The organism is Streptomyces sp. NPDC047515 (assembly GCF_040643055.1).
Classification (GTDB): Bacteria; Actinomycetota; Actinomycetes; order Streptomycetales; family Streptomycetaceae; genus Streptomyces.
In genome coordinates this window covers 18,026-32,892 of record NZ_JBEYTM010000040.1, presented here as the reverse complement: position 1 = coordinate 32,892, position 14,867 = coordinate 18,026, and the positions used below count along the sequence as shown (strand labels likewise).

The following is a 14,867-nucleotide window of genomic DNA, read 5'->3' as shown; positions in this document are numbered from 1 at the left end:
AGTTGGAGGCGCACCGCAGGGATTCGGCGACTCGATGACATGAACCGCTTTGCGGCCATTGCCGGTTGAGTGGATGAGGGCGCCGCGCCCGAACCCCGGGTCACGGCGTCGCCCGTCGCTCGTACGGAAGTCCGCACCGGCGTCGACGGTGTGCGGGCGGGTCGGGCCGTCGGCCGAGGACGCCCTGACGAGTGAAAGTCATGCGACGGCGGGCGCCGGGCCGCACATAGTGGCCCCGCGGCTGATTTGCTGCACCTGGAATCTGGCGTGACGCGCGCGGGACCGGCCTGTCGGCCGTCCTGGTGGAGTCGGCGCCCCTGCCGGGTGTCCAGTCCACCCGCGAATGAGATCGAAGGAGCGTCCCAGTGACGACGACGGGCACATCAGGGGCAGCGGAGGAAGACGAGGCGTACGCGAACGAGCTTCCGGTACGCGCCAAGGAACCGGGCAACGTCGTCATCAAGTGGCTGACCACCACCGATCACAAGACGATCGGCACGCTCTACCTGGTCACGTCGTTCGCCTTCTTCATCGTCGGTGGTGTGCTGGCTCTGGTCATGCGAGCCGAGCTGGCCCGTCCCGGGATCCAGATCGTTTCGCCCGAGCAGTTCAACCAGGCGTTCACGATTCACGGCACGATCATGCTGCTGATGTTCGCGACACCGCTGTTCGCCGGCTTCACGAACTGGATCATGCCGCTGCAGATCGGTGCGCCCGACGTGGCGTTCCCGCGGCTGAACATGTTGGCGTACTGGCTGTACCTCTTCGGCTCGCTCATCGTGGTGGCCGGGTTCCTCACCCCGCAGGGCGCGGCCGACTTCGGCTGGTTCGCCTATTCCCCACTGACCGACGCGGTCCGCTCACCGGGCATCGGCAGCGATATGTGGATCATGGGTCTGGCCTTCTCCGGCTTCGGCACGATCCTGGGTTCGGTCAACTTCATCACCACGATCATCGGCATGCGCGCTCCCGGCATGACGATGTTCCGCATGCCGATCTTCGTCTGGACCGTCCTGCTGACCGCCGTACTCGTCCTGCTGGCCTTCCCCGTCCTCGCGGCAGCCCTGCTGGTGCTGGAGGCGGACCGCAAGTTCGGTGCGCATGTGTTCGATGCGGCCAATGGCGGCGCATTGCTCTGGCAACACCTCTTCTGGTTCTTCGGCCATCCGGAGGTGTACATCATCGCTCTGCCGTTCTTCGGGATCGTCAGTGAGATCATCCCGGTCTTCAGCCGCAAACCGATCTTCGGCTACATCGGTCTGATCAGTGCGACGATCGCCATCGCGGGTCTCTCGGCGACCGTGTGGGCACACCACATGTTCGTCACCGGCGGTGTGCTGTTGCCGTTCTTCTCGTTCATGACATTCCTCATCGCGGTACCGACCGGTGTGAAGTTCTTCAACTGGATCGGCACGATGTGGAAGGGGTCGTTGTCCTTCGAGACACCGATGCTCTGGGCCGTCGGCTTCCTGGTCACGTTCCTCTTCGGTGGTCTGACCGGTGTGATCCTGGCGTCGCCCCCGTTGGACTTCCACGTCTCGGACTCGTACTTCGTCGTCGCGCACTTCCACTACGTCGTCTTCGGGACCGTGGTCTTCGCGATGTTCGCCGGATTCCATTTCTGGTGGCCGAAGTTCACCGGCAAGATGCTGGACGAGCGGCTCGGCAAGATCACGTTCTGGACGCTGTTCGTGGGCTTCCACGGCACATTCCTGGTGCAGCACTGGCTGGGTGCCGAGGGCATGCCGCGTCGTTACGCGGACTACCTCGCCTCGGACGGCTTCACCGCGCTGAACACGGTCTCGACGATCTCCGCGTTCCTGCTCGGTCTGTCGATGCTGCCGTTCTTCTACAACGTGTGGAAGACCGCCAAGTACGGCAAGAACGTCGGGGTCGACGACCCGTGGGGCTACGGCCGTTCGCTGGAGTGGGCGACCTCCTGCCCGCCGCCGCGGCACAACTTCCTCACCCTGCCGCGGATCCGTTCCGAATCCCCGGCGTTCGACCTGCACCACCCCTCGGTCCGCGCCCTCGACGAAGCGATCAACCGTCCCGGCACCGGCACGACCGCGGCCCCGGGGGACAGCGGGGCATGAGCAGGGCGGTCCCGGGAGAGGAGGAGCGAGTGGACCCGGACAAGGACTGTGCGCGCGGTCTGGCACAGCTGGAGGGCTATCTGCTGTGGAACGCCGAGGTCGAGGAGGCCCGACGGCAGGCGGACCGCTTCGCCGACGAGCTGCCCTGGCTCACCACGGCACAGCGCGAGGAGGTGGAGCGGGTCTATATCGCGGACCGTGTCACCACATCGCGGGCCATGCTCTGGCGGATCTCCGTCCGCGCCGTCCAACTGCGCGGCGAATATGACGCGCGCTACCGCGAGCTCAGGGCCCGCTGTGTCGCGGTCGGCGTCGTGCTCGTCTGCGTGGTGGGCGGCACCTGCACGGCGGTCGCCCTGCTCGCCCGCTGACCCGGGGGTGTCGTCCGTCCGTCGTCCCCAGCAGGCGAAGTCGGCCGCGGCTCGTGAAGATGAGAGATGACGGGCGCGTGCGACGGGGCAGGCGAACGGACGACCGCGCATGCCCGAGAAGGGACGAACACCGTGGCACGACCCAGGATCCTCGTTGTCGGCGCCGGATTCGCCGGGGTGGAGTGCGTGCGCCGTCTGGAGCGCGGGCTCGCCCCGGGCGAGGCGCACATCACGCTCGTCGCCCCGTTCTCGTACCAGCTCTATCTGCCTCTGCTGCCCCAGGTGGCGGCAGGAGTGCTCACCCCGCAGTCGGTCGCGGTGTCGCTGCGACGGAGCCGCAAGCACCGCACCCGGATCATCCCGGGCGGTGCCGTCGGAGTGGACCCCAAGGCGAAGGTCTGCGTCATCCGCAAGATCACCGACGAGGTCGTCTACGAGCCCTACGACTACATCGTGCTCAGCCCCGGCAGTGTCACCCGTACCTTCGACATCCCCGGCCTGCTCGACAACGCCCGGGGCATGAAGACGCTCGCCGAGGCCGCGTACGTACGGGACCACGTGATCGCCCAGCTCGATCTCGCGGATGCCAGTCACGACGAGCACGAGCGGGCTTCACGGCTCCAGTTCGTGGTGGTCGGCGGCGGATACGCGGGCACCGAGACGGCTGCCTGTCTGCAGCGCCTCACCACCAACGCGGTCAGGCACTACCCGAGGCTCGACCCCAGGCTGATCAAGTGGCACCTCATCGACATCGCCCCGAAACTCATGCCCGAGCTGGGCGACAGACTCGGCTGGAGCGCCCTGGAGGTGCTGCGCGCACGCGGCATCGAGGTGTCGCTCGGGGTCTCCGTCGCCGAGGCCGGGCCGGAGCAGGTGACCTTCACCGACGGCCGGGTGGTGCCCTGCCGCACGCTGATCTGGACGGCGGGCGTCACCGCGAGTCCACTGGTCTCCACCTTCGACGCGGAGACGGTACGCGGACGGCTCGCGGTCACGCCCGAGATGAGCCTGCCGGGCTACGACGGCATGTTCGCGCTCGGCGACGTCGCGGCCGTACCGGACCTGAGCAAGGACCCCGGGGCGGTCTGCCCGCCCACCGCGCAGCACGCCATGCGCCAGGGTCGCACGCTCGCCGACAACCTCATCGCCACGCTCCGTCACCAGCCGCTGAAGCCGTATGTGCACAGGGACCTCGGCCTGGTCGTGGACCTCGGAGGCAAGGACGCGGTATCCAAGCCGGTCGGCCTCGAAATGCACGGAGTCCTGGCACAGGCCGTCGCCCGTGGCTACCACTGGACGGCGCTGCGGACCAATGTGGCCAAGGCGCGGGTCATGACCAACTGGATGCTCAACGCCATCGCAGGTGACGACTTCGTGCGCACCGGCTTCCAGGCCCGCAAGCCGGCCAAGCTGCGTGACTTCGAGTACACGGACTCCTATCTCACACCGGCACAGGTCCGCGAGCACACCGCATCGCTGCACACCGGTGTCTGACCCCGTCCACGGCTCGGAGCAGTGATCCGCGCACGGCCCGGAAAGAGTGACGAGAAGGGGCAGGGCCCGCTGTCCGGAGGGCCCTGCCCCTGGTCGCGGACGGTCGAGTCAGCTGTTGCTCTCGTGACCGGCCGTCAGACCGGAGTCCCGTTCCGCCACCGGGGACAGGATGTCGTCCATGCTCTTCAGCAGCTCCGCGTCGAGTGTCACACCCGCCGCCGCGGCGTTCTCCGTCACCTGCTCGGGCCGGGAGGCGCCGATGATGGCGGCGGAGACATTCGGATTCTGCAGCACCCACGCGACCGCGAGCTGGGCCAGGCTCAGACCGGCCTGGTCGGCGAGCGGCCGCAGCTGCTGGACGCGCTCCAGCACCTCGTCGCGCAGCCAGCCGGCGACCATGTTCGCCCCGCCCTTCTCATCCGTCGCCCGAGAGCCGGCCGGGAGCGGTGCGCCGGGCTTGTACTTGCCCGTGAGGGCGCCCTGAGCGATCGGTGACCAGACGATCTGCCCGATGCCCAGTTCCTCCGAAGCGGGTACCACCTCACTCTCGATGACCCGCCACAGTGCCGAGTACTGCGGCTGGTTGGAGATCAGCGGCACCTGCAGCTCACGGGCCAGACCGTGTCCGGCACGGAGCTGGTCGGCCGTCCACTCGGAGACGCCGATGTAGAGGGCCTTGCCGGAGCGGACGACGTCGGCGAACGCCTCCATGGTCTCTTCCAGCGGGGTCGAGTGGTCGTAGCGGTGTGCCTGGTAGAGGTCCACGTAATCCGTCTGCAGGCGGCGCAGCGAGTTGTTGATGGACTCCATGATGTGCTTGCGTCCGAGCCCCCGGTCGTTGTGGCCGGGACCGGTCGGGAAGTACACCTTGGTGAACACCTCAAGTCCCGCGCGGCGCTCGCTCTTGAGCGCTCGGCCCAGCACGGCCTCGGCCCGCGTCTCGGCGTATACGTCCGCGGTGTCGAAGGTGGTGATCCCGGCGTCGAGGGCCGCGCGGATACAGGCGACCGCCGCGTCCTCCTCCACCTGGGAGCCATGGGTGAGCCAATTGCCGTAGGCGATCTCGCTGATGGTCAGACCGCTGCGGCCGAGTCGGCGGAATTCCATGTGCCTGCTCTTCCTGTGCTCGTTGGGGGCGGATCGTGCAGGAGCGGTCCATGCTATTGCGCCGTCCCGCCGCGATCGGACAGGCTCAGGCATCGGGAACGGTGAGGTGGACCGTACGGAGGAAGGCCGCGTTGTCAGGGGTGCGCCGGATCCGGTCCAGCAGCGTTTCGAGCGCGGTCTGCGGATCCCTGGAGTGCAGTGCGCGCCGCAGTCCGCGCACCGTCCGCAACTCGGCCTCCGTTACCAGGAGTTCATCACGTCGAGTGCCGGACGCCGGAATGTTGACGGCCGGGTGGATCCGTCTGTCGGCCAGCGAACGGTCGAGCCGGAGCTCCATGTTGCCGGTGCTCTTCAGCTCTTCGAAGAAGTAGTCGTCGGCGCGGGAGCCGGTCTCCACCAGAGCGGTGGCCAGGATGGTGAGGGAGCCGCCCTCCTCGGCAAGGCGCGCGGCCCCGAAGAGCCGCTTGGGACCGAGCAGCGCGGCAGCGTCGACGCCGCCGCTGAGGGTGCGTCCGCCCGCGCCGGACGCGTTGTTGTGGGCGCGGCACAGCCGGGTGAGGGAGTCGAGCAGGACGACGACGTCCCGGCCCTGTTCGACCAGACGCTTGGCGCGCTCGACCGCGAGTTCGGCGAGCAGGATGTGTTCCTTCGCCGGCCGGTCGAACGTCGAGGCGAGCACCTCGCCCCGTACGGACCGGCGCATGTCCGTGACCTCCTCGGGGCGTTCGTCGAGCAGTACCACCATCAGATGGCACTCGGGGTGGTTGGCGGCGACGGCTGCCGCGATCTGTTGCAGCAGCACCGTCTTGCCGGTTCTGGGTGGCGCGACGACGAGTCCGCGCTGCCCCTTGCCGATCGGGGACACCAGATCGACCAGGCGCGTCGCCGGACCGCCGGACGGCGTTTCCAGGCGCAGCCGCTGCCGGGGGTGGAGCGGGGTCAGATCGCGGAAATGGGGCCGGCCGCGCAGCGCCTGCGGGGAGAGGCCGTTGACCCGTACGATCCCGGACAGGGCGCGGGGTCGCTCGCAGAGGCCCTCGACGACATCGCCCTTGCGCAGGCCGTGGCGGCGGATCAGAGCGGCGGGGACCTGCACGTCGCTGGGGGAGGAGCGGTCGCCCTGGATGCGCAGTGTGCCGTGCCCCTGTTGGGTGAGGTCGAGGAGGCCGAGAGCCTTGGTGGGCAATTCCTTTTGGTCGATGGGGAGTTCGAGGGTGCTGGTCATGCGGGTGGTCCTTTCGCGGACATGGCGAATGAAAGGGGCCCGGACGGCACGGGGGCGGAAGGCGGCACGCCCCGGACGACGGGCGGGAAAGCCCGGACGGAGAGGATCCGTACCGAACTGGAAGAAGTGGTGCGGGAAAGCCGGATCGCCGGTCGGAGAAGGACGGGCGCAGCTCCACGAGAAGATATCGGCACCGGTGTCTCGAACCGAGACGTACACATGTACCAACTGCACCGTACCACGGTGTGCGCGCCAGGTCGGCGGCGACGGCCGCGGTACCCGGTTGCCGTGGCCCGCGCAGGGCGATGTGGTCCTCCGGGCCGCGCGCCCGCTCACCCGTCCTGCCCGGCGCCCTCGGCGCGGAGAAGATTCCTCCGGTGATCATTTTCTGCGGGCCGGGGGCTGCGCAAGGTCCTCACCCTGACCTGCGCCCGCCTTCCGTCGGCTGAGACCGGCACCGCGGCTCCCGCAGGATCGTCGGACGGCCGCATCCGGGCTGTCGCCTGGTGTCCTGGGACGGCGCCGTCCCCGACGACCTCGCGCCGACGTTCGCCGCATCGCGCCGCGCCATGGACGACATGCCCATGGACGACACCGAGTACGGCTCGGTCGGTCTGGGACGTGGCGCGGGTCCGGGCCGCGGCGGCCGCCGTCGCGGCAGGTGGCGAGCTGCTCCACGCCGTTGCCGCCGTCGACGAGTCCGGCTTCACGGTCGTGGGCTTCACCGAACTGGTCGTCCCCGGCGACGGACAGGGCGACGATCAGCACTACGGCACCGGAGTCCTCGCTGAACACCGGGGGCACGGCCTCGCGCGATGGACGAAGGCGCAGTCCGTTTTGCAGGCCCGCGAACACCACCCGGCTCTCCACGGGCCGCCGGCGCACACCGCGGGCAGCGACACGCGCATGCGCGGAGCGTCAACGACGCACTCGGCCAGGCGCCGACGCGCAAGTCGGTCGAGGACCAGCTCGGTCTGTAGGCCGTGTCTGACCAATGCCGTCGTCCTGCGGATCATGCCCGGGACAGGTGAGCCTCGGGGCATGATCCGCCGGACATGACTGGGGCGTCAGGCCGTCGCGAACTTGGCAACGTACTCGTCGAAGGGCTCGATACCGACTTCCGCGCGGAGGTCGTCCATGCGATCGGGCTCTTCGCAGGGCCACGGAACCGGCGAGCCGTCCTTCACACCGGCGATCTGGGTGCCATAGATCTGCTTGCGGCCTTCGTTGACCAGCGTGCGGTCGTGCAGAAAGGCCAGCTCGCGCGGGCCGGCCGAGCCTGCCGAAACCGCCTGCTGCATCAGCTGGAGCGCGCGTCGCTGAACGTCGAGCTGTCGGTCGGCGTGCTGGGCGATCAGCCACACCGCGCGGGCGGCCTCCTCGCCGATCAGTTCTGCCGTCGGCCAGCCGTACTCCTCCATGATCTCACTGAGTCGGTCACCGTGCCGCGCGGTCAGCCGGCGCCACGCCAGCTGCTCGGCGGGGTCCTCGCTGTGCGCCTGGACTGAGGACCGGTGATCGGCCGCAGCCATGGCCGTGAGCTCATCCGCCAGCGCGGTAACGTCGTGTGCCACTCTCAACTCCTGGGTCGAATCAGTGCGTTGTGCTCTTCTCGCGCAACCCTAAGGGCGCATTTCGGATGCAAAGATCATTCCGGAGAACGGTGACAGGCACCTCAGCGGACCGCGATAATGGATTTACCCCCGGAGCCGAAGCCGGATCGCCGTGCCGGTCGCGGTGCCCTGGACGACATGAGCACGTTCGTCGTACCGCGTGGCCACCGCCCGAAAGTCCTTGAGAGCATTGACGGCATCGACGGCCCGCCGGACGGACCCTGGTGCCTACGGTCTCTCGTTCGGATCGGGCCGGATCGACGACCGCGGCTCGCCAACCCCGCGTGATCCGAGCGAGAGGCCCTGATCCGCCGGACCACCGGCCTCCGCCGCCGGGATCGAGCCATGGAACGCGGCCAGGATCTGCTCGGCCGCCAGCGTGGCTGTCAACTCCCCGTCCCGTACCCGCTGTTCCAGATCCGGAGCGAGGGAACGCACCCCTGGGTGGCCGCGCAGGCTCTCCAGCAGCTCGTCCCGCACCATCGTCCAGGTCCAGTCGACCTGCTGGTCACGCCGTTTGACGGCGAGCCGGCCGGTCGATTCGAGCAGCCCGCGATGCTGCTCCAGCCGCTCCCACAGCGTGTCGAGACCGGTCGACTCGCGGGCGCTGCAGGTGAGCACCGGGGGCGTCCAGGCCGCGTCCGCCGGGTGCATCAGCCGTAGCGCGCCCGCCAGTTCACGCGCGGCCGCGCGCGCGTCGCGCTCGTGCGGGCCGTCCGCCTTGTTGACCGCGATCGCGTCCGCCAGCTCCAGAACCCCCTTCTTGATGCCCTGGAGCTGATCGCCGGTACGGGCCAGCGTCAGCAGCAGGAACGTGTCGACCATATGGGCCACCGCCGTCTCCGACTGGCCGACGCCGACCGTCTCGACCAGCACCACGTCGTATCCCGCCGCCTCCATCACCACGATGGACTCCCGGGTCGCCCTGGCCACCCCGCCGAGCGTTCCGGCGGTGGGGGAGGGACGGACGAATGCGGCAGGGTCCACCGCGAGGCGCTCCATCCTGGTCTTGTCGCCCAGGATGGAGCCGCCGGTACGGCTGGAGGAGGGATCGACGGCCAGCACCGCGACGCGGTGGCCGAGCCCGGTGAGCATCGTGCCGAGGGCGTCGATGAACGTGGACTTACCGACTCCCGGGACGCCACTGATGCCGATGCGCCGGGCGTTGCCGGCGTGCGGGAGCAAGGCACGAAGCAACCGCTGGGCCAGCGCCCGGTGATCGGGGCGGGTGGACTCGACGAGCGTGATGGCGCGGGCGATGTACGCCCGCTTCCCGTCGAGGACCTCTTTCGCATAGCTGTCGATGTCGATCTTCACTGGCATCGGATCAGCTGCTCACAACTCGTGGCCGAGCGCGGCACCGAGCCGCGTCACCAGGTCGTGCGCGGCATCCGGAATCACCGTGCCGGGCGGGAACACGGCCGTCGCCCCAGCCTCGTGCAGTGCCTCGACGTCCTGCGGCGGAATCACCCCGCCCACTACGATCATGATGTCGTCGCGGCCCTCGGCGGCCAGTTCCTCGCGGAGCGCCGGTACGAGGGTGAGGTGTCCGGCGGCCAGTGAGGAGACGCCCACGATGTGCACGTCCGCCTCCACCGCCTGCCGTGCCACCTCGGCCGGCGTCTGGAACAGCGGGCCGACGTCGACGTCGAAGCCCAGGTCGGCGAAGGCCGTCGAGATGACCTTCTGGCCGCGGTCGTGGCCGTCCTGCCCCATCTTGGCGACGAGAATACGCGGACGCCGCCCCTCGGCCTCCTCGAACCGGTCCACCAGTGCCCGGGTGCGGTCCACGGAGGGGGACTCGCCTGCCTCGTTGCGATACACACCGGAGATCGTACGGATCTGGCCCGCATGCCTCCCGTACACCTTCTCCAGGGCGTCCGAGATCTCGCCCACGGTCGCCATCGCACGTGCCGCTTCGACGGCGAGTGCCAGCAGATTGCCTTCGAGGCCGGGGCCGGGGGCCCGCTCGGCCGCAGCCGTCAGCGCCCGCAGGGCCGCCCGGCAGGCCTGCTCGTCGCGCTCCTCGCGCAGCCGGCGCAGTTTCTCGATCTGCCGGGTGCGCACCGAGGAGTTGTCGACCTTGAGCACATCGATCTGCTCGTCGGTCTCCACCCGGTACTTGTTGACCCCGATCACCGGCTGGCGGCCGGAGTCGATCCGCGCCTGGGTACGGGCCGCGGCCTCCTCGACCCGGAGCTTCGGGATGCCCGCGTCGATGGCCTGAGCCATGCCGCCCGCCGCCTCGACCTCCCGGATGTGCTGCCAGGCCCGGCGCGCCAGGTCGTACGTCAGCCGCTCCACGTAGGCGCTGCCGCCCCACGGGTCGATCACCCTGCCGGTCCCCGATTCCTGCTGGAGCAGCAGCTGGGTGTTCCGGGCGATCCGGGCGGAGAAATCCGTCGGCAGGGCGAGTGCCTCGTCGAGCGCGTTGGTGTGCAGTGACTGGGTGTGTCCTTGAGTGGCGGCCATCGCCTCCACACAGGTCCGGGTGACGTTGTTGAACACGTCCTGCGCGGTCAGCGACCATCCCGACGTCTGCGAATGCGTGCGCAGGGAGAGCGACTTGGCGTTCTTCGGTTCGAACTCCCCGACCAGCTTGGCCCACAGCAGCCGGGCCGCCCGCAACTTCGCGATCTCCATGAAGAAGTTCATGCCGATCGCCCAGAAGAACGACAGACGCGGCGCGAAGGCGTCCACGTCCAGCCCGGCATCCCGCCCGGCGCGCAGATACTCCACCCCGTCCGCGAGGGTGTACGCCAGCTCCAGGTCGGCGGTCGCACCCGCCTCCTGGATGTGATAGCCGGAGATGGAGATCGAGTTGTAGCGCGGCATCTTCTGCGAGGTGTAGGCGAAGATGTCGGAAATGATCCGCATCGAGGGCTTCGGTGGATAGATGTACGTGTTGCGGACCATGAACTCCTTCAGAATGTCGTTCTGAATGGTCCCGGCCAGCTTCTCGGGCCCGACGCCCTGCTCCTCGGCGGCCACGATGTACAGCGCGAGGACGGGGAGCACCGCGCCGTTCATCGTCATCGACACCGACATCCGGTCCAGCGGGATGCCGTCGAAGAGCTGACGCATGTCGTAGATCGAGTCGATGGCCACGCCCGCCATGCCGACGTCGCCGGTCACCCGCGGGTGGTCGCTGTCGTAGCCGCGGTGGGTCGGCAGGTCGAAGGCGACCGAGAGACCCTTCTGCCCGGCAGCGAGGTTGCGGCGGTAGAAGGCGTTGGACTCCTCGGCCGTGGAGAACCCGGCGTACTGCCGGATCGTCCAGGGCTGGTTGACGTACATCGTCGGATACGGGCCCCGCAGATACGGGGCGATACCCGGATAGGTACCGAGGAAGTCGAGCCCCTCCAGGTCGCGCCCGGTGTACAGCGGCTTGACCATGATGCCTTCCGGGGTCTCCCACAGCAGGTCGTCGTCGGAACGGCCGGAGGACTCCTTCACGGCGGCGCGCCACTGGTCCTCGGACACTTCGGCGGCGTCGCCCGGTCCGAGTTCGATGTCGGAGAAGTCAGGGATACGCATCACGCCACACCCATACGGTCGAGGACGGAAGAGAGCACGGCCACCACATCGGAGCCCGCGAAGACGTACTCGTCGACACCGGCGTACTCCCCGGGCCGGCCGGCGAGGAACACCCGGTGGGCACCGGCCGAGCGCAGTGCCTCGGCGACCGCCCCGGCCTGCTCGGCGTAGAGCGCGTCGCCGGAGCACAGGCACGCCACGGCGGCCCCGCTCGCCCGGAACGCGTCGGCCGCCGTGGCCGCGTCGACGGAGACCGGGTCGTGGACCGGTTCGATCCCGCCCGCCTGGAACAGGTTCGAGGCGAAGGACGCCCGCGCGGTGTGGGCCGCGGCCGGGCCGAGCGCGGCCAGGAACACCCTGGGTCGCTGCCCGGTCGCCGCGAGATGCGCGTCCGACCGGGCGCGCAGCGCCTCGAACGCCTCGTCGCGGCGGACCCTGGGCAGACCGCCCGATGCCGTGGCGGACATCTCGACGGGGGCGGCCTCGCGCTCCAGCGGGCGCTCCGCCGGCTGCGGGAACTCACTGACCCCGGTGACCGGCTCCTTGCGCCGCGCCAGATCCTTGGCCCGCGCCGCCCAGGTCGCCGCGAGACGCTCGCCGATCATCCCTGAACCCAGGGCGGCCGCCTGGCCGCCCGACCGCTCGATCTCCTGGAAGAACGCCCAGGCGGCGTCGGCGAGTTCGGCGGTGAGCCGTTCCACGTACCAGGAACCGCCCGCCGGGTCGATCACCCGGGCCAGATGCGACTCCTCCAGCAGGATGGCCGATGTGTTGCGGGCGATGCGCCGGGCGAACGCGTCCGGCAGACCCAGGGCGTGATCGAAGGGCAGCACCGTGACGGAGTCGGCCCCGCCGACACCCGCTCCCAGACATGCCAGTGTCGTCCGCAGCATGTTCACCCAGGGGTCGCGCCGCGTCATCATCACCGAGGACGTCACCGCGTGCTGGCGCTGCGCCCCCGCGGCGGCGGCCCCGCACACCTCGGCCACCCGGGCCCACAACCGCCGCGCGGCCCGCAGCTTGGCGACGCTCAGGAACTGATCGGTGGTCGCCGCGTACCGGAACTCCAGCTGGGCACAGGCCTCTTCGACCGTGAGACCGGCCTGTGTGAGCGCCCGCAGATAGGCGACACCGGTCGCCAGCGAAGCGCCCAGCTCCTCGGCGGCCGATCCGCCGGCCTCGTGGTACGGCAGCGCGTCGACGGTCAGGGCCCGCATTCCGGGGCACTCCCGTGCGCACCGCCGCGCCCAGTGGACGGCGGCCGTCAGATCCGCTGCGGCACCGTTGCGGGCGGCCAGCCCGAGCGGGTCGGCGCCGAGGTTGCCGCGGGCGTCCCGTGCATCGACGCCCCGCTCGGCATGCAGCCGCAGCAACTCCGTCGCCGCCGCGTCGACATGAGCGCCGGCGTCGAGCACCACGGGAGCCAGATCGAGGTGGACGCCGTCCAGCGCCCTCGCCAGAGCGGACACCGGCACGCCTCCGGTACCGCCCACGGTCAGCCACAGCGAGGTGACACCGTTCTCCAGATCCTTGAGCACCGCCTCATTGAGACGCGCAGGATCCGCCAGGGCGTGCCGCTGTCGTACGTCCCAGCCGCCCGCCGCGTTGCCCTCGGCCGTGCCGCCGCGGGTGAAGGGGGCGAAGCCCGGATGTCCGGCATCGGGAGCGCTGTCGCGCGAGGTGTACAGAGGGCGGGTGATGAGCCCGTCCTCCACCGTGGTGGACAGCGCTTCCTCGGCGGCCGAACCCGCAACATCCTTGCCCGACTTGCGCAGCACGCCTTCGACGAGGCTCTGCCACTGCTCATGGGTGGGTTGAGGGAAATCGGCGGCCAACGAAAGCCCGTCGGCAGGCTGGACCGTCATGCCCAGATGCTAGGGCAGGTCACAGACGAGCAGCAGGGGCTCCGTCTGTGACCTTGCCCTCTCCGAGAGCACTCGACTCTTCACACACGGTCGTGCAGTCGACGTCGATCCGAGGCTTGGCGCTTCCTCCAAGCGGACTGGCATTTGCTCCACATATCACCAGAATGGATTGCAGGTGCGAGAGCAATCCGAATATCTTGTCGCACATGCAGTCCTACACAATCGGGCAGGCGGCGCGTCTCCTGGGGGTCAGCCCCGACACGGCCCGCCGCTGGGCGGACGCCGGAAGGGTCGCGACCCATCGCGACGAAGGCGGCCGCAGGCTCATCGACGGCCGCGATCTGGCCGCGTTCTCCATCGAGATCGGCCAAGGCGGCGGGGGCGAGGAGGATGCCTCGTACACCTCGGCCCGTAACTCCTTTCCGGGCATCGTCACCGGACTGAAGCTCGGCGATGTCGCGGCCCAGGTCGAGATCCAGGCAGGCCCGCACCGGTTGGTGTCGCTGCTCACCCGGGAGGCCGTCGAGGAGCTCGGACTGGAGGTCGGCATGCGGGCCACCGCTCGTGTGAAGTCCACCAGCGTGTACATCGACCGCACCTGATCGCGCATCACCTGCGACGTGCATCACCCTCAAGGAGCCTTCGGCAACATGACGACCACCTTCACCAGACGCCGCGCCGCCGCCGCGATCGTGACCGCAGCGCTGCTCGTCCCGCTCGCCGCCTGCGGCGGCGGTGACGACAACAAGAAGGACTCCGGCGGCAAGTCCGCTTCGTCCTCCGGCGCCCCCGAGGCCCGGCTCACGGTGCTGGCCGCGGCCTCGCTCACCGATGTGTTCAAGACCGCGGGCGCCGCGTACGAGAAGGAGCACCCGGGTACGAAGGTGACGCTCTCCTTCGCCGGGTCCCAGGAACTCGCCGCGCAGGTGAAGCAGGGCGCCCCCGCCGATGCCCTGGTCACCGCCGACACCAAGACGATGGACGGGCTGAAGTCCGACACCGGCACCCCCACCGTCATTGCCAAGAACCGTCTCGTCATCGCCACCGGGGAGGGCAACCCGGAGAAGATCGCGAACCTGAAGGACCTGACGAACCCCAAGCTGAAGGTCGTCCTGGCCGCCCCCGAGGTGCCCGTCGGCCGCTACAGCCAGCAGGTCCTCGACGCCCAGAAGCTCACCGTCAAGCCGGTCTCCCAGGAACCCAACGTCCGCGCCGTCCTCAGCAAGGTCGAGCTCGGCGAGGCCGATGCGGGCATCGTCTACAAGACGGACGCGGCCACGGCCACCGACAAGGTCGACGCCGTCGACATCCCCGACACGCAGAACGCGGTGGCCTCCTACCCGGCCGCCACGCTGCGGCAGTCCAAGAACTCCGAGGCCGCCACGGCGTTCGTGAAGTGGCTCAGCTCTCCCGAGGCGCAGAAGATCCTGCAGGCCGCGGGCTTCCAGCAGCCGTAGCCGGAGCACCGTACGCACCGCACGAGCGCTGCCCGGGACGGGGGGGACCGGGCAGCCCTCGTGCGGTCGAGCCAGTCCCGCACCCACCGACCGATCCCGGGA

Annotated in this window: 12 protein-coding genes and 1 pseudogene; 6 read left to right on the top strand and 7 right to left on the bottom strand. The window is 69.4% G+C overall.

Annotated elements, in window-relative coordinates; translation table 11 throughout:
- Positions 1-365: 365 nt before the first annotated feature.
- The 3 genes from ctaD to ABZ826_RS27570 all read left to right on the top strand — a co-directional run bounded on the left by ctaD (position 366) and on the right by ABZ826_RS27570 (position 3,961).
- Positions 366-2,096: a cytochrome c oxidase subunit I gene (ctaD, locus tag ABZ826_RS27580; RefSeq protein ID WP_361453771.1), complete on the top strand. Its 1,731-nt coding sequence runs from the start codon at positions 366-368 to the stop codon at positions 2,094-2,096.
- Between the two features lie 29 nt (positions 2,097-2,125).
- Positions 2,126-2,467: a hypothetical protein gene (locus ABZ826_RS27575; RefSeq protein WP_361453875.1), complete on the top strand. Its 342-nt coding sequence runs from the start codon at positions 2,126-2,128 to the stop codon at positions 2,465-2,467.
- A gap of 132 nt (positions 2,468-2,599) precedes the next feature.
- A complete protein-coding gene (locus tag ABZ826_RS27570) occupies positions 2,600-3,961 on the top strand; it encodes an NAD(P)/FAD-dependent oxidoreductase (RefSeq protein WP_361453768.1) in 1,362 nt (453 codons plus the stop codon).
- Positions 3,962-4,069: 108 nt separating this feature from the next.
- On the opposite strand, the gene ABZ826_RS27565 is transcribed toward ABZ826_RS27570, so the two are convergent.
- Both ABZ826_RS27565 and rho read right to left on the bottom strand, forming a co-directional pair.
- A complete protein-coding gene (locus tag ABZ826_RS27565; protein ID WP_361453765.1) occupies positions 4,070-5,068 on the bottom strand; it encodes an aldo/keto reductase family protein in 999 nt (332 codons plus the stop codon).
- 85 nt (positions 5,069-5,153) lie between these two features.
- A complete protein-coding gene (gene rho / locus ABZ826_RS27560; protein ID WP_361453762.1) occupies positions 5,154-6,293 on the bottom strand; it encodes a transcription termination factor Rho in 1,140 nt (379 codons plus the stop codon).
- 621 nt (positions 6,294-6,914) lie between these two features.
- Here rho and ABZ826_RS27555 point away from each other — a divergent pair.
- On the top strand, positions 6,915-7,352 hold the full coding sequence (locus ABZ826_RS27555) for a hypothetical protein (protein ID WP_361453759.1): 438 nt from the start codon (positions 6,915-6,917) through the stop codon (positions 7,350-7,352).
- A gap of 8 nt (positions 7,353-7,360) precedes the next feature.
- Here the strand turns inward: ABZ826_RS27555 and ABZ826_RS27550 are convergent, their stop codons facing one another.
- The 5 genes and pseudogenes from ABZ826_RS27550 to mutA form a co-directional block, all read right to left on the bottom strand.
- On the bottom strand, positions 7,361-7,867 hold the full coding sequence (locus ABZ826_RS27550; protein ID WP_361453756.1) for a DUF6624 domain-containing protein: 507 nt from the start codon (positions 7,865-7,867) through the stop codon (positions 7,361-7,363).
- Between the two features lie 123 nt (positions 7,868-7,990).
- A pseudogene (locus ABZ826_RS27545) lies at positions 7,991-8,101 on the bottom strand (IS5/IS1182 family transposase); the annotation flags it as partial.
- A gap of 33 nt (positions 8,102-8,134) precedes the next feature.
- A complete protein-coding gene (meaB, locus tag ABZ826_RS27540; RefSeq protein ID WP_361453753.1) occupies positions 8,135-9,229 on the bottom strand; it encodes a methylmalonyl Co-A mutase-associated GTPase MeaB in 1,095 nt (364 codons plus the stop codon).
- Between the two features lie 12 nt (positions 9,230-9,241).
- Positions 9,242-11,443: a methylmalonyl-CoA mutase gene (scpA, locus tag ABZ826_RS27535; RefSeq protein ID WP_361453750.1), complete on the bottom strand. Its 2,202-nt coding sequence runs from the start codon at positions 11,441-11,443 to the stop codon at positions 9,242-9,244.
- Positions 11,443-13,308: a methylmalonyl-CoA mutase small subunit gene (mutA, locus tag ABZ826_RS27530; RefSeq protein WP_361453747.1), complete on the bottom strand. Its 1,866-nt coding sequence runs from the start codon at positions 13,306-13,308 to the stop codon at positions 11,443-11,445. The genes scpA and mutA overlap by 1 nt, the downstream gene beginning before the upstream one ends.
- Before the next feature lie 206 nt (positions 13,309-13,514).
- Between mutA and ABZ826_RS27525 the strand changes: the two genes are divergently transcribed.
- Both ABZ826_RS27525 and modA read left to right on the top strand, forming a co-directional pair.
- Entirely contained in the window at positions 13,515-13,910 is a 396-nt protein-coding gene (locus ABZ826_RS27525; RefSeq protein ID WP_361453744.1) for a helix-turn-helix transcriptional regulator, read from the top strand.
- A 48-nt stretch (positions 13,911-13,958) separates the two neighbouring features.
- Positions 13,959-14,765 carry a molybdate ABC transporter substrate-binding protein gene (gene modA, locus ABZ826_RS27520; RefSeq protein WP_361453741.1) on the top strand — a complete coding sequence of 269 codons (807 nt, stop codon included), beginning with the start codon at positions 13,959-13,961 and terminating at the stop codon, positions 14,763-14,765.
- Positions 14,766-14,867 lie beyond the last annotated feature (102 nt).